This is a genomic window from Pseudomonas sp. SW-3, assembly GCF_016615645.1.
In the GTDB taxonomy this organism is placed as follows: Bacteria; Pseudomonadota; Gammaproteobacteria; order Pseudomonadales; family Pseudomonadaceae; genus Aquipseudomonas; species Aquipseudomonas mandelii.
The window spans coordinates 2,054,520-2,073,344 of the sequence record NZ_CP067098.1 but is presented as its reverse complement, the minus strand read 5'-3'; the positions used below and the strand labels follow the sequence as shown (position 1 = coordinate 2,073,344).

Annotated in this window: 15 protein-coding genes, 2 tRNA genes, 3 rRNA genes and 2 pseudogenes; 9 read left to right on the top strand and 13 right to left on the bottom strand. The window is 56.1% G+C overall.

All coding sequences use genetic code 11. The features are described from left to right. The first annotated feature begins 116 nt into the window (after positions 1-116). Positions 117-1,040, top strand: coding sequence for a TIGR03571 family LLM class oxidoreductase (locus JIO00_RS09345; protein WP_010458390.1), 924 nt, complete (start codon positions 117-119; stop codon positions 1,038-1,040). A 111-nt stretch (positions 1,041-1,151) separates the two neighbouring features. Here the strand turns inward: JIO00_RS09345 and rrf are convergent. The 5 genes from rrf to JIO00_RS09320 all read right to left on the bottom strand — a co-directional run bounded on the left by rrf (position 1,152) and on the right by JIO00_RS09320 (position 6,379). Further along, a 5S ribosomal RNA gene (rrf, locus tag JIO00_RS09340) occupies positions 1,152-1,267 on the bottom strand. A gap of 158 nt (positions 1,268-1,425) precedes the next feature. Next, positions 1,426-4,316: ribosomal RNA gene (locus JIO00_RS09335) — 23S ribosomal RNA — on the bottom strand. Between the two features lie 239 nt (positions 4,317-4,555). Then, a tRNA-Ala gene (locus JIO00_RS09330) sits at positions 4,556-4,631 on the bottom strand. 10 nt (positions 4,632-4,641) lie between these two features. Further along, positions 4,642-4,718 (bottom strand) — tRNA-Ile (locus JIO00_RS09325). Positions 4,719-4,841: 123 nt separating this feature from the next. After that, positions 4,842-6,379 (bottom strand): 16S ribosomal RNA (locus JIO00_RS09320). Together the 16S, 23S and 5S rRNA genes with 2 tRNA genes alongside form the textbook arrangement of a ribosomal RNA operon. 676 nt (positions 6,380-7,055) lie before the next feature. Between JIO00_RS09320 and rhtA the strand changes: the two genes are divergently transcribed. Continuing rightward, positions 7,056-7,943 carry a threonine/homoserine exporter RhtA gene (rhtA, locus tag JIO00_RS09315; RefSeq protein WP_010461127.1) on the top strand — a complete coding sequence of 296 codons (888 nt, stop codon included), beginning with the start codon at positions 7,056-7,058 and terminating at the stop codon, positions 7,941-7,943. A 168-nt stretch (positions 7,944-8,111) separates the two neighbouring features. Then, on the top strand, positions 8,112-8,393 hold the full coding sequence (locus JIO00_RS09310) for a hypothetical protein (RefSeq protein WP_010461128.1): 282 nt from the start codon (positions 8,112-8,114) through the stop codon (positions 8,391-8,393). Here the strand turns inward: JIO00_RS09310 and JIO00_RS09305 are convergent. Continuing rightward, positions 8,380-8,952: a TetR/AcrR family transcriptional regulator gene (locus JIO00_RS09305; RefSeq protein ID WP_102595806.1), complete on the bottom strand. Its 573-nt coding sequence runs from the start codon at positions 8,950-8,952 to the stop codon at positions 8,380-8,382. The two genes, JIO00_RS09310 and JIO00_RS09305, sit on opposite strands and share 14 nt — an antisense overlap. 92 nt (positions 8,953-9,044) lie before the next feature. On the opposite strand from JIO00_RS09305, the gene JIO00_RS09300 reads away from it, so the two are divergent. Together JIO00_RS09300 and JIO00_RS09295 are read left to right on the top strand one after the other, a co-directional pair. Then, positions 9,045-9,773 carry an SDR family oxidoreductase gene (locus tag JIO00_RS09300; RefSeq protein ID WP_010461132.1) on the top strand — a complete coding sequence of 243 codons (729 nt, stop codon included), beginning with the start codon at positions 9,045-9,047 and terminating at the stop codon, positions 9,771-9,773. A gap of 39 nt (positions 9,774-9,812) precedes the next feature. Then, on the top strand, positions 9,813-10,403 hold the full coding sequence (locus JIO00_RS09295; protein WP_010461134.1) for a 2-hydroxychromene-2-carboxylate isomerase: 591 nt from the start codon (positions 9,813-9,815) through the stop codon (positions 10,401-10,403). Here JIO00_RS09295 and JIO00_RS09290 read toward each other — a convergent pair. Next, positions 10,400-11,398: a zinc-dependent alcohol dehydrogenase family protein gene (locus tag JIO00_RS09290; protein WP_200668011.1), complete on the bottom strand. Its 999-nt coding sequence runs from the start codon at positions 11,396-11,398 to the stop codon at positions 10,400-10,402. The genes JIO00_RS09295 and JIO00_RS09290 overlap by 4 nt on opposite strands. Positions 11,399-11,513: 115 nt before the next feature. On the opposite strand from JIO00_RS09290, the gene JIO00_RS09285 reads away from it, so the two are divergent. Next, positions 11,514-12,422: a LysR family transcriptional regulator gene (locus JIO00_RS09285; protein ID WP_169858158.1), complete on the top strand. Its 909-nt coding sequence runs from the start codon at positions 11,514-11,516 to the stop codon at positions 12,420-12,422. Here the strand turns inward: JIO00_RS09285 and JIO00_RS09280 are convergent. The 4 genes from JIO00_RS09280 to JIO00_RS09265 form a co-directional block, all read right to left on the bottom strand. Then, a complete protein-coding gene (locus JIO00_RS09280; RefSeq protein WP_200668009.1) occupies positions 12,415-14,223 on the bottom strand; it encodes an aminopeptidase P family protein in 1,809 nt (602 codons plus the stop codon). The two genes, JIO00_RS09285 and JIO00_RS09280, sit on opposite strands and share 8 nt — an antisense overlap. Before the next feature lie 65 nt (positions 14,224-14,288). Beyond that, on the bottom strand, positions 14,289-15,446 hold the full coding sequence (locus JIO00_RS09275; protein WP_010461142.1) for a cysteine desulfurase family protein: 1,158 nt from the start codon (positions 15,444-15,446) through the stop codon (positions 14,289-14,291). Between the two features lie 204 nt (positions 15,447-15,650). Next, positions 15,651-16,265: a LysE family translocator gene (locus JIO00_RS09270; protein ID WP_010461145.1), complete on the bottom strand. Its 615-nt coding sequence runs from the start codon at positions 16,263-16,265 to the stop codon at positions 15,651-15,653. A gap of 102 nt (positions 16,266-16,367) precedes the next feature. After that, positions 16,368-16,637, bottom strand: coding sequence for a hypothetical protein (locus JIO00_RS09265; protein WP_010461147.1), 270 nt, complete (start codon positions 16,635-16,637; stop codon positions 16,368-16,370). 117 nt (positions 16,638-16,754) lie between these two features. On the opposite strand from JIO00_RS09265, the pseudogene JIO00_RS09260 reads away from it, so the two are divergent. Beyond that, positions 16,755-16,943: pseudogene (locus JIO00_RS09260) on the top strand (sigma-54-dependent Fis family transcriptional regulator); the annotation flags it as partial. Here JIO00_RS09260 and JIO00_RS09255 read toward each other — a convergent pair. Continuing rightward, positions 16,940-17,305, bottom strand: coding sequence for an antibiotic biosynthesis monooxygenase (locus JIO00_RS09255; RefSeq protein WP_077747876.1), 366 nt, complete (start codon positions 17,303-17,305; stop codon positions 16,940-16,942). The pseudogene JIO00_RS09260 and the gene JIO00_RS09255 overlap by 4 nt on opposite strands. A gap of 95 nt (positions 17,306-17,400) precedes the next feature. Here JIO00_RS09255 and soxR point away from each other — a divergent pair, with 95 nt between their 5' ends. Further along, positions 17,401-17,868, top strand: coding sequence for a redox-sensitive transcriptional activator SoxR (gene soxR / locus JIO00_RS09250; protein WP_010461153.1), 468 nt, complete (start codon positions 17,401-17,403; stop codon positions 17,866-17,868). Positions 17,869-17,986: 118 nt separating this feature from the next. Here soxR and JIO00_RS29990 read toward each other — a convergent pair. Beyond that, positions 17,987-18,073, bottom strand: a pseudogene (locus JIO00_RS29990) (MetQ/NlpA family ABC transporter substrate-binding protein); the annotation flags it as partial. A 120-nt stretch (positions 18,074-18,193) separates the two neighbouring features. On the opposite strand from JIO00_RS29990, the gene JIO00_RS09245 reads away from it, so the two are divergent. Beyond that, the gene (locus JIO00_RS09245; RefSeq protein ID WP_010461157.1) at positions 18,194-18,652 is read left to right on the top strand and encodes a VOC family protein; all 459 of its coding nucleotides are present in this window, start codon (positions 18,194-18,196) and stop codon (positions 18,650-18,652) included. Positions 18,653-18,825 lie beyond the last annotated feature (173 nt).

The window sequence follows — 18,825 nt, the reverse complement described above, 5'->3', positions numbered from 1 at the left end:
TCTTTGACTCGTGCGTTTTGCTCAAGATTGATATTCCGATTCATGCATTTTTCTTGTAGATGAGCCTGTAGATACTGGGTGCATGTCATTCCATTTTGTTGTTTTGGAGTCTTTTCATGCATCCACGATTTCAACGATTACTCGGCTCGAATGGATTTTCCATCGGACTGGAACTGCCGCTGGATAACGATTGGTCCAGTGATGGACAGCGGCTGCGGATCGCTCAGGATCGTCCTTTTGGTGTCCCCGACTTGAAGCAGCACGCGGCGATGGCACGTTTGGCTGACAACGCCGGTTTTCGCGCACTTTGGGTACGTGATGTGCCGGTTTACGACCCCAACTTTGGCGACGCTGCACAGGTCTTTGAGACCTTTTCTTACCTTGGGTATTTGGCCGGGATTACGGAGAACATCATGCTCGGTACAGCAGCGGTTGTGCTGCCATTGCGTCAGCCTTGGCTAACGCTCAAGGCCGCCAACAGTGTTGATGAACTGAGTGACGGGCGTCTGCTCCTTGGGGTGGCCAGTGGTGACCGGCCGATGGAGTATCCGTTGTTTGGGGTGGATTACGATCAGCGCGGGGAGATCTTTCGCGATACGGTTGAATTGATCCGCAGCCAGGGAGAAGGTCGTTTACCTGAGGGCGCCCGCCTGTTGCCGGAGCGAGATCAGCCTATGCCACTGCTGGTTGCAGGTCTTGGTCAACAATCACCGGCCTGGATTGGTGAGCATATGGATGGTTGGCTCGCCTACCCTGGTACGCCGGATGAGCACCGACGTCGAGTGGGGCTGTGGCGGGAAGTTGGAGGCGATAAGCCTTATATCAGCTTCGTACACTTGGACCTGACTGCTAATCCTCATACCCCCATGCGACGTGTGCGCTTCGGTGGCAGTTGTGGACGGCTGGCCTTGATTGATGAGCTTCAGGCGTTACGTGAGGCTGGTGTGCAGCATGTCGGCTTGCACATGCGTCGTAGCGAACGCCCTGTGGCAGAGGTTATTGAAGAGATAGCTGAATACGTTCTGCCGAAGTTTCACTAACGATGCTGAAAGCTGGGATAGCCCGTCGGCTATCCTTTTTTGTCACGCCACTTTCCTGCGGACAAAACAAAACCCCTACCTGCATACGCAGATAGGGGTTTCGGAATTTAATCTTGACGATGACCTACTCTCACATGGGGAAACCCCACACTACCATCGGCGATGCATCGTTTCACTGCTGAGTTCGGGATGGGATCAGGTGGTTCCAATGCTCTATGGTCGTCAAGAAATTCGGTAGCCAGGTCGCTTGCCTTACGGCGCACGCTCCAGCGAATGGGTATGTGATAGATCTCGGTGTTTGTGAACAATCGAACTTTCGGTTCATTTCGTCTTCACACACCGCAATCTGGTGCCTTTTCAGGTCAGCAAATTGCTTGGGTGTTATATGGTCAAGCCTCACGGGCAATTAGTATTGGTTAGCTCAACGCCTCACAGCGCTTACACACCCAACCTATCAACGTCGTAGTCTTCGACGGCCCTTCAGGGGACTCAAGGTCCCAGTGAGATCTCATCTTGAGGCTAGTTTCCCGCTTAGATGCTTTCAGCGGTTATCTATTCCGAACATAGCTACCCGGCAATGCCACTGGCGTGACAACCGGAACACCAGAGGTTCGTCCACTCCGGTCCTCTCGTACTAGGAGCAGCCCCTCTCAAATCTCAAACGTCCACGGCAGATAGGGACCGAACTGTCTCACGACGTTCTAAACCCAGCTCGCGTACCACTTTAAATGGCGAACAGCCATACCCTTGGGACCGGCTTCAGCCCCAGGATGTGATGAGCCGACATCGAGGTGCCAAACACCGCCGTCGATATGAACTCTTGGGCGGTATCAGCCTGTTATCCCCGGAGTACCTTTTATCCGTTGAGCGATGGCCCTTCCATACAGAACCACCGGATCACTAAGACCTACTTTCGTACCTGCTCGACGTGTCTGTCTCGCAGTCAAGCGCGCTTTTGCCTTTATACTCTACGACCGATTTCCGACCGGTCTGAGCGCACCTTCGTACTCCTCCGTTACTCTTTAGGAGGAGACCGCCCCAGTCAAACTACCCACCATACACTGTCCTCGATCCGGATAACGGACCTGAGTTAGAACCTCAAAGTTGCCAGGGTGGTATTTCAAGGTTGGCTCCACGCGAACTGGCGTCCACGCTTCAAAGCCTCCCACCTATCCTACACAAGCAAATTCAAAGTCCAGTGCAAAGCTATAGTAAAGGTTCACGGGGTCTTTCCGTCTAGCCGCGGATACACTGCATCTTCACAGCGATTTCAATTTCACTGAGTCTCGGGTGGAGACAGCGCCGCCATCGTTACGCCATTCGTGCAGGTCGGAACTTACCCGACAAGGAATTTCGCTACCTTAGGACCGTTATAGTTACGGCCGCCGTTTACCGGGGCTTCGATCAAGAGCTTCGCGTTAGCTAACCCCATCAATTAACCTTCCGGCACCGGGCAGGCGTCACACCCTATACGTCCACTTTCGTGTTTGCAGAGTGCTGTGTTTTTAATAAACAGTCGCAGCGGCCTGGTATCTTCGACCGGCATGGGCTTACGCAGTAAATGCTTCACCCTCACCGGCGCACCTTCTCCCGAAGTTACGGTGCCATTTTGCCTAGTTCCTTCACCCGAGTTCTCTCAAGCGCCTTGGTATTCTCTACCCAACCACCTGTGTCGGTTTGGGGTACGGTTCCTGGTTACCTGAAGCTTAGAAGCTTTTCTTGGAAGCATGGCATCAACCACTTCGTGTTCTAAAAGAACACTCGTCATCAGCTCTCGGCCTTAGAATCCCGGATTTACCTAAGATTCCAGCCTACCACCTTAAACTTGGACAACCAACGCCAAGCTGGCCTAGCCTTCTCCGTCCCTCCATCGCAATAACCAGAAGTACAGGAATATTAACCTGTTTTCCATCGACTACGCTTTTCAGCCTCGCCTTAGGGACCGACTAACCCTGCGTCGATTAACGTTGCGCAGGAAACCTTGGTCTTTCGGCGTGGGTGTTTTTCACACCCATTGTCGTTACTCATGTCAGCATTCGCACTTCTGATACCTCCAGCAAGCTTCTCAACTCACCTTCACAGGCTTACAGAACGCTCCTCTACCGCATCACCTAAGTGATACCCGTAGCTTCGGTGTATGGTTTGAGCCCCGTTACATCTTCCGCGCAGGCCGACTCGACTAGTGAGCTATTACGCTTTCTTTAAAGGGTGGCTGCTTCTAAGCCAACCTCCTAGCTGTCTAAGCCTTCCCACATCGTTTCCCACTTAACCATAACTTTGGGACCTTAGCTGACGGTCTGGGTTGTTTCCCTTTTCACGACGGACGTTAGCACCCGCCGTGTGTCTCCCATGCTCGGCACTTGTAGGTATTCGGAGTTTGCATCGGTTTGGTAAGTCGGGATGACCCCCTAGCCGAAACAGTGCTCTACCCCCTACAGTGATACATGAGGCGCTACCTAAATAGCTTTCGAGGAGAACCAGCTATCTCCGAGCTTGATTAGCCTTTCACTCCGATCCACAGGTCATCCGCTAACTTTTCAACGGTAGTCGGTTCGGTCCTCCAGTTAGTGTTACCCAACCTTCAACCTGCCCATGGATAGATCGCCCGGTTTCGGGTCTATTCCCAGCGACTAGACGCCCTATTAAGACTCGCTTTCGCTACGCCTCCCCTATTCGGTTAAGCTCGCCACTGAAAATAAGTCGCTGACCCATTATACAAAAGGTACGCAGTCACCCAACAAAGTGGGCTCCCACTGCTTGTACGCATACGGTTTCAGGATCTATTTCACTCCCCTCTCCGGGGTTCTTTTCGCCTTTCCCTCACGGTACTAGTTCACTATCGGTCAGTCAGTAGTATTTAGCCTTGGAGGATGGTCCCCCATATTCAGACAAAGTTTCTCGTGCTCCGTCCTACTCGATTTCATGACTAAGAGATTTTCGCGTACAGGGCTATCACCCACTATGGCCGCACTTTCCAGAGCGTTCCGCTAATCTCAAAGCCACTTAAGGGCTAGTCCCCGTTCGCTCGCCACTACTAAGGGAATCTCGGTTGATTTCTTTTCCTCAGGGTACTTAGATGTTTCAGTTCCCCTGGTTCGCCTCTTAAGCCTATGTATTCAGCTTAAGATAACCATCTTATGATGGCTGGGTTCCCCCATTCAGACATCTCCGGATCAAAGTCTGTTTGCCGACTCCCCGAAGCTTTTCGCAGGCTACCACGTCTTTCATCGCCTCTGACTGCCAAGGCATCCACCGTATGCGCTTCTTCACTTGACCATATAACCCCAAGCAATCTGGTTATACTGTGAAGACGACATTCGCCGAAAATTCGATAATACTCAATTAAGAGCAACTCACAAATTTTACCTTAGCCTGATCCGTACCAGTGAAAGTAACGTTCAGTCTATCTTTCTATCACATACCCAAATTTTTAAAGAACGATCTAATCAAAGACTAGAAATCAATATTCACACCGGAATATTCATTTCTAAACTCTAACAGCAGAAGCAGTTATATGGTGGAGCCAAACGGGATCGAACCGTTGACCTCCTGCGTGCAAGGCAGGCGCTCTCCCAGCTGAGCTATGGCCCCATAACAAAATTGGTGGGTCTGGGCAGATTCGAACTGCCGACCTCACCCTTATCAGGGGTGCGCTCTAACCAACTGAGCTACAGACCCAATTTCGAGCGCGCAACTGTTAGCTTGGAGCTATCAGCTTGGAGCTTAAAGCTGCTTCTATCGTCTTCTTCAATGAATCAAGCAATTCGTGTGGGAACTTATGGAGCAGCTGATGTCGTCGATTAAGGAGGTGATCCAGCCGCAGGTTCCCCTACGGCTACCTTGTTACGACTTCACCCCAGTCATGAATCACACCGTGGTAACCGTCCCCCGAAGGTTAGACTAGCTACTTCTGGTGCAACCCACTCCCATGGTGTGACGGGCGGTGTGTACAAGGCCCGGGAACGTATTCACCGCGACATTCTGATTCGCGATTACTAGCGATTCCGACTTCACGCAGTCGAGTTGCAGACTGCGATCCGGACTACGATCGGTTTTCTGGGATTAGCTCCACCTCGCGGCTTGGCAACCCTCTGTACCGACCATTGTAGCACGTGTGTAGCCCAGGCCGTAAGGGCCATGATGACTTGACGTCATCCCCACCTTCCTCCGGTTTGTCACCGGCAGTCTCCTTAGAGTGCCCACCATTACGTGCTGGTAACTAAGGACAAGGGTTGCGCTCGTTACGGGACTTAACCCAACATCTCACGACACGAGCTGACGACAGCCATGCAGCACCTGTCTCAATGTTCCCGAAGGCACCAATCCATCTCTGGAAAGTTCATTGGATGTCAAGGCCTGGTAAGGTTCTTCGCGTTGCTTCGAATTAAACCACATGCTCCACCGCTTGTGCGGGCCCCCGTCAATTCATTTGAGTTTTAACCTTGCGGCCGTACTCCCCAGGCGGTCAACTTAATGCGTTAGCTGCGCCACTAAGAGCTCAAGGCTCCCAACGGCTAGTTGACATCGTTTACGGCGTGGACTACCAGGGTATCTAATCCTGTTTGCTCCCCACGCTTTCGCACCTCAGTGTCAGTATCAGTCCAGGTGGTCGCCTTCGCCACTGGTGTTCCTTCCTATATCTACGCATTTCACCGCTACACAGGAAATTCCACCACCCTCTACCATACTCTAGCTTGTCAGTTTTGAATGCAGTTCCCAGGTTGAGCCCGGGGATTTCACATCCAACTTAACAAACCACCTACGCGCGCTTTACGCCCAGTAATTCCGATTAACGCTTGCACCCTCTGTATTACCGCGGCTGCTGGCACAGAGTTAGCCGGTGCTTATTCTGTCGGTAACGTCAAAACAGATACGTATTAGGTAACTGCCCTTCCTCCCAACTTAAAGTGCTTTACAATCCGAAGACCTTCTTCACACACGCGGCATGGCTGGATCAGGCTTTCGCCCATTGTCCAATATTCCCCACTGCTGCCTCCCGTAGGAGTCTGGACCGTGTCTCAGTTCCAGTGTGACTGATCATCCTCTCAGACCAGTTACGGATCGTCGCCTTGGTGAGCCATTACCTCACCAACTAGCTAATCCGACCTAGGCTCATCTGATAGCGCAAGGCCCGAAGGTCCCCTGCTTTCTCCCGTAGGACGTATGCGGTATTAGCGTCCGTTTCCGAGCGTTATCCCCCACTACCAGGCAGATTCCTAGGCATTACTCACCCGTCCGCCGCTCGCCACCAGGTACAAGTACCCGTGCTGCCGCTCGACTTGCATGTGTTAGGCCTGCCGCCAGCGTTCAATCTGAGCCATGATCAAACTCTTCAGTTCAAACATCTTTGGGTTTTTAAGAAACCCTAAACTTGGCTCAGCAATCGTTGGTTACATCTTTGATTTCTCGCGGAGTAACTTGTGATGCTGATAATCTTGTTGACTATCAGTCTGACTCCACAAGCACCCACACGAATTGCTTGATTCAGTTGTTAAAGAGCGGTTGGTTAAGATCTTTCGTCTCAACCGAGGCGCGCATTCTACAGCAGCCTCTGTTGCTGTCAAGCGGTTATTTTCAGAAGTTTTCAAAGTTTCCTTTGCAACTTCAACCACTTGCGCTTCCGATCTCTCGTTAGCGGGAGGCGAATTATACAGCGTTACTCGCTGCTGTCAACACCTCTTTTTCTCCGCTTTCGACCGAGAAGATCGAACCGTCAACCAAGCCAAGCCAAACAACCCCGCCCTGATCAACTCCTTCTGGGCTTCGATGACCTGAAGCAACTCGCTGTCGAAAACTGCGTAACTCTTTGTTTGCCAAGGAGTTTTCCGTTTCGACTGCGCCGGAAGTGGGGCGAATTATAGACTTCCAGAATCTGCCGTCAACCCCTGATTTGGCTTTTCTATCAGGTTGCCCAAAATCGCTGCTTATATATAGACGCGACCGTCGCGAATGCGCAATATATTGCCCAAACCATAGAACAACACTTTCGCTTCCCACTTCGGACGATGCCACGCTATGAATGACCATCCCCGCAGCCTCGTCTCGACCCTGTTCTCGGTGGGCCTGCTTTTAATAGCCATGGCGTCGATCCAGTCCGGCGCCTCATTGGCCAAAAGCATGTTCCCGATTATCGGCGCTCAGGGGACCACCACCCTGCGGCTACTCTTCGCCAGCGTGATCATGCTGATCCTGTTGCGCCCATGGCGAGCGAAGCTCACCGCAAAATCCTTGCGTACCGTTATCGTCTACGGGATGGCACTGGGCGGCATGAACTTCCTCTTCTATATGTCTTTGCGCACCGTCCCCTTGGGTATTGCCGTCGCCCTGGAGTTCACCGGGCCACTGGCGGTGGCTATCTATGCCTCACGCCGCGCAATCGACTTTTTGTGGATTGCCCTGGCGGCTATCGGCTTGCTGCTATTGATACCGACAGGAGCGACAAGTGCGGGAATCGACCTGGCAGGCGCCAGTTATGCCTTGGGTGCAGGCGTGTGCTGGGCGCTGTACATCCTGTTCGGCCAGAAGGCCGGCGCCGACAATGGCGTACAGACCGCAGCGCTGGGAGTGATGATTGCCGCACTGTTCGTCGCGCCTATCGGCATCGTCCATGCCGGCGCCGCCCTGCTGACTCCGTCATTGATCCCCGTAGCCATCGCTGTCGCCCTTCTGTCCACCGCCCTGCCCTATACGCTGGAGATGGTCGCGCTCACCCGAATGCCAACCCGGACTTTCGGCACATTGATGAGCATTGAACCGGCTATTGGCGCGCTTTCTGGCCTGCTGTTTCTCCACGAATACCTCACACTGTCACAGTGGATGGCGATCATGTGCATCATTCTGGCTTCCGTGGGGGCGACCATGACCATGGGAAGTGCTGCCAAGCCCGCGGTCGCGGCGGATTGATACAGGATTTGACGCAGGTCTGGTATTTGCCGCTCAATTAGGCCATGTTTAGGCCCGCAACCGAATGTCATCCAAGGATTTTTCAGGATAGGGATATCAGAACGCTTCAATCGAAAGCGAATGCAGCCACACCCGGGCGCGAGATCCGGGAGCGCTATAAGGACAGTAATGAAACGAATTTTGCTATTGATTGCCGTACTCGCAATTGCGGGTTGCGCGGCGACATCGAAAACACAAGTCAAACATGGCAAGAAAGGGCTGCATATCAATTGTTCAGGGCTTTCGTCATCCTGGGACAAGTGCTACACCAGCGCCGCCAACTCGTGCGCGCCCAAGGGTTACAAGGTCATCGCCAAGTCGGGAGATGCCGTGGAAGAACCAGGTGATTATCCATTTGGTCTCAACCCTGCCGGCTATACCAGCCGAAGCATGATCGTCATTTGCAAATAGGTTGATGCCGCCCGGCAATCTGGCGGCCAATCTCATCGTAACTGGACTTCAGCACAGTGCGCTGGATGCCGGGAGTGGCCAGCATTCGCGCCACGACCAAGGCACCGATGCATTGCGACAGAATCGCCCACGCCAGACTGTCGCTTTCCAGAATACTTGCCCAACGCTCCTGCAGCCGACAAATCCAGACCTCCGCCTCCTGGCGAACAGCGATATCTGAACGAGCAATTTCGGCTCCCAATACCGGTAATGCACAACCGGACTCCGGGTGCTCGACATGGGCCATGCTCAGATAATGCTTCAGGCAACGTTCGAGCCTGTCGCAATCCTGATCAGCACCCAAACGCTCCAGGCTTTGGCACAACTCGCGTTCAACGATCGAAGCGAACAGTTCGTCCTTCGACGAAAAGTGACTGTAGAAAGCAGCACCACTCAAGCCGATCGCCTTCATCAGCCCGTCGACGCCTACCGTGGAAAAACCGGACTTTTTGGCCGAAACCGCGCTGCTTGTCAGCAGTTTCTCTCTAGTTTCCAGCTTGTGATTGGCCGAGTAACGCATTGCCTTGCCCTCAGGATTGACTGTCTTGACGCATGCCAAATCCTAGCATAACGTTCGTTCAGTTAACGATCGTTCATCAAAGGGATCTACCCATGAATAATAAGAAGGTCGTACTGGTTGTCGGCGCCGGTGATGCCACCGGCGGCGCGATTGCCAAGCGTTTTGCACAGGAAGGTTTCATTGCCTGCGTCACTCGTCGTAGCGCGGACAAACTCCAGCCATTGGTCGATGCAATCAAGGCCAATGGCGGTGACGCCCACGGATTTGCCTGTGATGCACGTAAGGAAGAGGATGTGATTGCGCTGGTCGAGCAGATTGAGACCGAGATCGGCCCCATCGAAGCGTTTGTTTTCAACATCGGCGCCAATGTGCCGTGCAGCATTCTCGAAGAAACTGCCCGCAAGTATTTCAAGATCTGGGAAATGGCCTGTTTCTCAGGTTTTCTCAATGCCCGTGAAGTGGCCAAGCGGATGGCCAGGCGCCAACGCGGCACGATTCTGTTCACCGGCGCCACCGCTGGCTTGCGCGGAGCGGCAGGATTTGCAGCCTTCGCCGGCGCCAAGCACGGGATTCGCGCACTGGCTCAAAGCATGGCCCGCGAGCTGGGGCCGATGAATATTCACGTTGCCCATGTCGTCGTCGACGGCGCCATCGATACTGATTTCATCCGCAACAGTTTTCCGGAAAAGTACGCGACCAAGGACGAGGACGGCATCCTCAATCCCGAGCACATCGCCGAGAACTATTGGTACTTGCACAGCCAGCCCCGGGACGCGTGGACTTTCGAGCTGGATCTGCGCCCCTGGAACGAACGCTGGTAAGCCCTCCTCCCCTACAACAATAAGCAGAGCGCACCGACCATGAGCAAAACCGTGGAGTTTTTTTTCGATTTAGGCAGCCCCGCCACCTACCTGGCGTATACCCAATTACCGAAGATCTGCGAGCAGACCGACAGCCAGCTGGTCTACAAACCCATGCTGCTGGGCGGGGTCTTCAAAGCCACGGGCAACGCTTCACCGGCAACCATCCCTGCCAAAGGTCGCTACATGTTTCAGGACCTCGACCGCTACGCCAAACGATACGGCGTGCCACTGAAGTTCAACCCGCACTTCCCTATCAATACCCTGATGCTGATGCGCGCCGTCACCGGTATGCAATTACGTCATCCCGAACGCTTCCACGCGTTTATCGATTGTCTGTTCCACGCACTCTGGGTCGAGGGACGCAGCCTCGATGATCCGGCGACTGTTGCAGCCGTGCTGACGCGAAATGGTTTCGATCCAAACGAAGTACTGGCCCTTACCGCCGATGAGGACGTCAAAGCCGCTCTCAAGGACAACACCGAGCAAGCGGTCCAGCGCGGTGTATTCGGCGCACCGTGCATGTTTATCGGCGATCAGATGTTCTTCGGTCAGGATCGACTGGACTTCGTCCTTGAGGCCCTGCGTTAAATCTCGATGACCAAACGACCTTGAGCCGCTCCACCAGCGAGCAGTTCATGGGCGGCCTCGGCGGTTTGCAATGTGAACTGCCGCGGGTCAAGCAACGGCTTCAGCTTACCGGCCTCAATCAACTTCGCGGCGTCCCGAAGGATCTGTCCGTGGTGCTCGCCGCCCTTGCCAGTCAATAAAGGCAACAAGGTAAACACTCCGGAGTAAGTCGCGGCCCGAAACGACAACGGTGCCAGACTGTGCTGCCCCCATCCGAGACAGCTCACCACATGCCCCTCGTAAACCCGAGCGGCCTTGAAGGAAGCATCCAGCGTTTCACCGCCCACCGTGTCATAGACTATATCGAACCCCTCTCCCCCCGTGTGCTCCGCCACATAGTCCTCAACCGAAGACTTGCGGTAGTCGATAAACGTCGCACCGAAGCTTTCGATGATTGCCTGCTGACCCGCAGAGCCCGTGGCGAATACTTCAGCACCGAAAGCCCGGGCTATTTGCACCGCCACGTGCCCGACACCCCCGGCACCGCCATGGATCAGCACCTTCTGACCGGCACGCACTCGAGCCCGGTCTACCAATCCTTCCCATGCGGTAATCAACACCAGGGGCAACCCGGCGGTCTCACGCATACTCAGATTGTCCGGTTTGTGCGCCAGCAGACGTGCGTCAACCACCGCGAACTGCGCAAGCGAACCTTGCGCACCGCCGATTCCGGTCGCCATCGCGTAGACCTCATCACCCGGCAGCCATCCACTTACGCCCTCGCCTAACGCCTCAATCGTCCCGGCCAGATCCATGCCCAGCACCGCTGGCAAGGGCTGACGCGCATGAGCCGCCTGACCCGAACGAATTTTTCCATCCAGCGGATTCACTCCACTGGCTTTGATCCTGACCAACACCTGACCCGGCCCTGGCACAGGTCGCGGGATGGAAACCAAGCGTAACGGCCCGTTGGCCACATCAACAATCAGAGCACGCATTTGAAGTGAGTCAGTCATTTCGCAAATTCCTGTCAGAGGTGGCGGTAGGACGATCTTCCTCCCACTCACTCATGCCGATAAGACGCTGTATCGCTATAGTGACCATGCCCATTTGGCATCAATGAGAAACCCCATGGACAAACTCAATGCAATGGCCATCTTCGTCCGGGTCGTCGAGCGCGGCAGCTTTTCTGCCGTTGCCAGGGAGATGCAGACCAGCCAGCCAACCATCAGCAAAGTGCTAAGGGCGCTGGAAACTGAACTGGGCGGGAAGCTGATATCCCGCAGCACGCGTCAACTCTCGCTGACTGACGAAGGTCAGCGGTACTACAGCGAGTGCCGACAAATCCTCGCGGCCGTGGACGCGGCGGAACACAGTTTTCATTCAGGACGCGGAACCGTTGCCGGCAACCTGAAGATCGGTTCCTCGGTCAGTTTCGGGCGATTGCAGATTGCACCGCGGCTTCCTGAGTTTCTGAAACAACACCCCCAGGTACAGATTGACCTGCAACTCAGTGACCAGAATCAGGACCTGGTCAGCGAAGGTCTCGACGTCACGTTCAGGATCGGCGAATTGACCGACAGCGGTCTGATCGCCCGCCGCATAGGCACCACCCACCGAGTGACCGTTGCTGCGCCAGGCTACCTCAAGCAACACGGCCAGCCGCAAACACCAGAAGAACTGCGCGGACACAATTGCCTGCAATTCAACCTGCTGAACAGTCAGAACCTATGGGTTTACGAAAGCGGAGCCCAGCATCATGAGGTGCGGATCAAGGGCAATGCAAAAAGCAACAACTCAGAGGCGATCCGCGAGATGGTGCTGGGAGGATTGGGAATTGCTTTGTCGCCGGTATGGTTGTTCAGTGAGGATCTGAACGCCGGGCGAGTGACTGCGATTTTGCAGGACTACACCGCGCAGTCGCTGCCGATTCATGCCGTGTCCCCGGCGAATCGTCGCCAATCCGCCAGGGTCAAAGCCTTTGTCGACTACATGAGTCAGGCGCTCGAAACAGCGCCTGAACTCCAACCGGTCAAATAGCTGCAGTCCGGGTGTTCAACCACTCAAGGGCTGCGCCTTCGAGCAACGGGCTCAAGCGCTGGCGCACCTCGGCGTGGTAGGCGTTGAACCACTGCTTTTCGTCGTCAGTCAGCAGCGACGGTTCCAGACAGCGAGTGTCAATCGGGCACAGGGTCAGGGTTTCGAATTTCAGGAACTCACCGAATTCGCTCTTGCCCGCCTCGGTGTTCAACACCAGGTTTTCGATCCGTACACCCCAACGGCCCGGTCGGTAAGTGCCCGGTTCGATGGAGGTAATCATGCCCGGCTGCATCGCGGTTTGCGGTGCTGCGGCGGCCTGATAGGCAATGACCTGCGGGCCTTCGTGCACATTGAGGAAGTAGCCGACGCCGTGACCGGTGCCGTGTCCGTAATCAACACTTTCAGCCCAGATCGGCGCGCGGGCAATCGAGTCGAGCAAAGGCGAGAGAATGCCACGAGGGAATTGCGCACGGGACAGCGCGATGACGCCCTTGAGCACCCGCGTGCAATCGCGTTTCTGCTCATCCGTCGGCGTACCGACCGGCACCATCCGCGTGATGTCGGTGGTACCGCCCAGGTATTGGCCGCCGGAGTCGATCAGCAACAGACCGTCGCCTTCGATCACCGCGTGCTCTTCTTCGGTGGCGTGGTAGTGCGGCATCGCGCCATTGGCGTTGAACGCGGCAATGGTGTTGAAACTCAGCGACACATAACCCGGACGTCGGGTACGCGCGGCCGTCAGGTGTTCGTCGATGGTCAGTTCGGTGATGCGCTCACGACCCAACGCCGAGTCCAGCCAAGTGAAGAACTCGCACAGCGCCGCGCCGTCTTGCTCCATGGCCTGACGAATGTGCCCGGCATCGGCCAGGCTCTTCTGTGATTTGGCCAACGTGGTCGGGTTCAGACCTTCGACAAGTTTCACGCCGCTGTTCAGGTTATCCAGCAAACCGGCCGTCACGCGCGCCGGATCGACTTGCAAGCTCGCGCCGCTCGGCACGGCGCGCAAGGCGTCGGCCACTTCGCTGTAATCGCGCAGGGTCACGCCGTCTTGTTCGAGGACCGCACGCAGCTCGGCATTGACCTTGCTCAGGGCCACGAACAGAGTGGCCTGCTCTTGACTGATCAGCGCGAAGGACACGAATACCGGGTTGAACGACACGTCGCCGCCACGCAGGTTGAACAGCCAGGCGATGTCATCCAGGGTGGCAATGAAGTGCCAGTCAGCACCACGATCTTTCAACACCTCACGCAATTTCGCGAGCTTTTCACCCCGACTGACCGTCGCCTGCGGTGGCAAGTGCTGGTAGATCGGCTCATTCGGCAGCGTCGGGCGGTCGCTCCAGACTTCGCTCAACAGGTCGATGTCAGTGCGCAGACGTGCGCCGCGTTCTTCAAGTTTGCCGCCCAGCGTCCGCGCCGACGCCACGGCCATCACCGCGCCATCTACCGCGACGACACCGCCTTCAGGGGTTTGCTCGGCCAACCAGTCCAGCGGGCCAGGCTGGCCCGGTTGCAGCTTGACCAGTTCAATGCCGCTGCCGTTGAGTTCCTTGCTCGCTTGTTCCCAGTAACGGCTGTCGGCCCAGACGCCGGCAAAGTCCGGGGTCACGATCAGTGTGCCGACCGAGCCATGAAAGCCCGACAACCACTGCCGCCCTTGCCAATAGCCCGGCAGGTATTCCGACAAGTGCGGATCGGCCGACGGCACCAGCAGGGCATGAATGCCCTCCCGGCTCATCAGCTCGCGGGTTTGCGCCAAACGTTGGGGCACCGATCCATTGATCGAAGGCTGCGTACTCATCATGTCTCCTGCTAATCACTTCATCATTATTGTTGAGTGCCGATCAGTGCCGACACTTTCAGGCCTTATTGCCAGAATGCCGGAGCACTGGCGCAGGCCGCTTTAATCAGTTGTGCCGCTTGGTCGACATCCTGTTCGGTGGTGAACCGGCCGAGGCTCAAGCGAATCGTGCGACCCGCCGAGCGGGCGTCATGCCCCAGGGCCAGCAGCACATGGGACGGGGCATTGCTGGCGGAGTTACAGGCCGAGGTCGCAGAAAACGCGATCGAGCTGCTCAGCGCCGCAGAATTGAACTCGCCTTCGTTGAAGGTCAGGCTCAGGGTATGAGGAATGCGTTGGGTCGGGCTGCCATTGAGCCGCACGCCGGGGATGCTCAGCAGTTGCTCGAGCAAGCGTTCGCGGAGCCGCACGATCGTGGCTTTTTCCTCGTCGAATGCGGCCGCCGCCAAGGCGAAGGCCACACCCATCGCAGCAATCTGATGAGTCGCCAAGGTGCCGGAACGCAAACCGCCCTCGTGACCGCCACCGTGAATCTGCGCCAGCAAACGCTGGTGCGCGCGCGGGCCGACGTACAGGGCGCCGATGCCTTTAGGGCCGTAGATCTTGTGCGCCGAAAACGACATCAGGTCCACCGGCAAGCGGGCAAGATCGATTGCCACTTTGCCCGCGCCCTGGGCGGCGTCGACATGGAACAGCGCATCACGATCACGCACCACCTGGCCGATGGCTGCAATGTCATTGACGGTGCCCAGTTCATTGTTGACCAGCATCAGCGACACCAGAAAGGTGTCTTCGCGCATCGCCTCGCTGACCGCTTGCGGGGTAATCAGGCCCTCAGCGTCAGGCACCAGATACGTCACGGCAACGCCTGTGTCCTGCAACTGCTTCGCCGTGTCGAGGATTGCCTTGTGTTCGATCTGGCTGGTAATGATGTGTCCGCCGGACACCCCGCGGGCCTGGGCCACGCCCTTGAGGGCAAGGTTGTTCGATTCGGTGGCGCCGGAGGTCCAGACAATCTGGTCCGCCTGAGCGCCGACCAGTTCGGCGACCTGGCGCCGCGCCTGCTCGACCGTTTGCCGGGCCTGCTGGCCGAAGGCATGGGAGCTGGACGCCGGGTTGCCAAAGTTTCCGTTGAAACCCAGACACTCGACCATGACCTTGATGACCCGCTCATCCACCGGCGTGGTGGCGGCGTAGTCAAAATACAGAGGACGTTTATTCATAGAAAACTCGCAGAGCATGTTCCGGGATCAGGAGGCTCGTCACTGAAACATCAAAGCGCAGCCTCGTGAGCTGCGCTGACCGTTCAGTGCGTTAGAAATACCTGATCGGAGGCCGTTAAAGAAGGACAACTTCATTTAAAAGTGCGTAGGAACGCTCCTGAAGTCGAGCTTAACAGGCATCGGCCAACCGGTTGAAGCGATGTGTCAGCTAAAGCTCTCGAGCAACAACGGATACAGCGAAGCCACCAACAGCAGGGCCATGCCCCAGTTGAACAGTCGCAACCAGCGTCGATCCTTCAACACATTGCGCAACAACGTGCCGCATCCGGCCCAGACGCCGACGCTCGGCAGATTGATCAAGGCAAAGACCGCAGCAATCACGATCACATTGGTGAAGTAGCCCTGCATCGGCGTGTAGGTGCTGATGGCACCGATGGCCATGATCCACGCCTTGGGATTGACCCACTGAAACGCCGCCGCTCCGAGATAGCTGATGGGTTTGCTGTCGCCCTTTTCACTCTCGGAGACCGGACCGGAATGGGCGATTTTCCACGCCAGGTACAGCAAGTACGCCGCGCCCACATAACGCAGAACCGTGTAGAACAAAGGATAGGTTTGAAACACGGCACCCAGCCCGAAACCGACCGCCAGGACGAGGACAAAGAAACCACACGTGATGCCCAGCATGTGCGGAATGGTGCGGTGAAAGCCGAAATTCACACCCGATGCCAGCAACATGGTGTTGTTCGGGCCAGGGGTAATCGAGGTGACGAGGGCAAACAGGGCGAAGCCCAGCAGCAGATCGAGCGAGAGCGTCATGAGCGGCAGTCCAATCAGGGTCAGTCAGGTGTTGACCCTATCGCACGCCCCCGGGGAAACCCATGGACAGTTACGTGAAACTTCGAACGGTACAGTTTGAGATCAGCTTGGACGACCGTGAAGCTGTACAGCACGTTCAGCGTTCATCTCGCCATGTTTGTCGAAACCGACCGGTTTTTGCGGCAGGCCGAGCAATTCGGCTTTTTTCGCATGGTACTCGTCGAAGGACAAACCGCGACGATTCAAGTCCTCCAGCGCCAGTTCCCGAGTTTCTTCAGCGGTATAGGGTCGCAATTCGGGCGAGACATGGCTGGCACATCCGGCAAGAACGGAGACCGCGAGCAGCAGGAAAGTGGCGATTAGAGGTTTCATGGGTGGCGTCCTGGCATCTGGGTTCGAGGCAATGAACACAGGCTACCCGCCCCCTTCAAAGGGCAGAAATCAACGCTCTCGATAGTGGCTATCGAATTTGGCTAATACCGTTTAACCATCGAACACACGTTGTTGCGCGCAGCGTATCGCCTCAGCCATTACAACCAGGTGCAAACCGCTGCCCTGCTGGGCTTGAGCCGCAACGTCACGCGCACACGACTGATCAAGATCGGCGAACGGGCGGTGAACAAGCGCCGGCCCACGGAAAACGTGCAAGGCGAGCGCCTGATGCAATTGTCGATTTAACTCACCAGATTGCAGTGCAGCGCGTTGTCATGGCTACGTTCCAGACTGTGCAACACCTGGAACGAGCCGAACGTCACGGTTTTCGCCTGATGCGCGCGAATCAGCTGCCAGAAATCCTGCTCGCCGCTTTCAAAGCTCTGAAACGCAGCTTCCCCCGCCTCGCGAGTTTGCCATTGCAGGTAGTTGAGCACCCGCCGACCGTCGTCGCTGGCCTGGATGCTCGCACTCAAAAACCCGCTGTAGCCTTGGGCCAGGCGCTCGGTCTGCTTTGACAAGGCCGACACCAACGCGGGTTGCTGATGGGGTTCGATCTCGAATTCGATCAACTGGGTGAAGCTGCGATTTTTCTCTGGCGCTTGCATGAAGAGTCCCCACTGACGTGTAAGCCGGACCTTGCGATCCGAAGGCGTGCAGGGTAAAACCTCGACTTAACTAGAGGTCAAGAGGCATTTTTCAAATGATCACCCCGGAACATCTGCACAAGGAACTCACTGTCGGCCAATTGGCCGCGCGCAGCGGCGTGGCGGTCACGGCCCTGCACTTTTACGAGTCCAAGGGGTTGATCAAAAGCAATCGCAATCAGGGCAACCAGCGGCGTTATCCGCGGGAAGTGCTGCGGCGGGTGGCGTTGATCAAAGTCGCGCAGCGCCTGGGAATTCCGTTGGCGGAGATTGGCGAGGCACTAAAAGCCTTGCCGGATAACCGAGCGCCGACGGCGGCGGACTGGAAGGTGATGTCGGCGCAGTGGAGCCGGGATCTGGATGAGCGGATCAGTCAATTGACCTTGCTGCGGGACAAGCTCAATGGCTGTATCGGCTGCGGGTGTCTGTCGATGGAGGCGTGTCCGTTGCGTAACTTTGGCGATGTGCTGGGGGAACAGGGGCCGGGGGCGCAGCTGTTGGAATCTGGGGCAGATCCGAAATAGCGGCGTGGCCTCCGCGGGCAAGCCTCGCTCCTACAGGATTGCGTGTTACTGGCGAACGACACAAAACCTGTAGGAGCGAGGCTTGCCCGCGAAGACGTCCTCAAGGCAGACCGAAAGCTTAGAAACCCGGCGCAATCTGTCCTTTGCAGCGGGTCAGGATGAACTGCCGAAACTCATCGGAGCTCAACGCCTTGTCCCGTTTCTGCAAACAGTGGCGCTGCTGCTCGTCGGGCACTCAGTGGCGCAAAAAGCGCTGACCTATAGTTATCCGACCGGAAATCGGCGAAGGAACACCTTCAATTCACAACAACAAGGGAGAACCGTCATGAGCGTCAAACCCATTCCAGAGGGTTATCACAGCATCACGCCTTATCTGGGCATTCAAAAAGCGGCCGAAGCCATCGAGTTCTACAAGAAGGCTTTTGGCGCCACGGAAGTCATGCGTCTGTCCATGCCTGATGGCGGGATTGGCCACGCCGAGCTGAGGATTGGCGATTGCCCGATCATGCTCGGTACGCCGTGCGATCAAGGGCCGTTAAGCAATCCCGACACATCGCCGTCCGTGGGGCTGCATTTGTATGTGACCGATGTGGACAAGTCCTATAAACAGGCGATCGCGGCGGGTGGAACGGTGGTGTCCGAGGTCAAGGATCAGTTTTATGGCGACCGTTCAGGGACGTTGAAAGATCCCTATGGGCATTTGTGGTTCCTGGCCACGCGCAAGGAGGATTTGACTCAGGAGCAGATCGAGCAGCGGGCCAAGGAGATGTTTCAGCAGGGTTGAATACTTCAACGTCTGAGCGTGCCTCTTCGCGGGCAAGCCTCGCTCCTACAGGGGGTGTGTGGTTCCGGATATTTGCGAACGAAACAATCCCCCTTAGGAGCGAGGCTTGCCCGCGGAGGCGGCATCCCTGACACCACAGATCCCTCGAACACACTTCATGAACAAGCGCACCA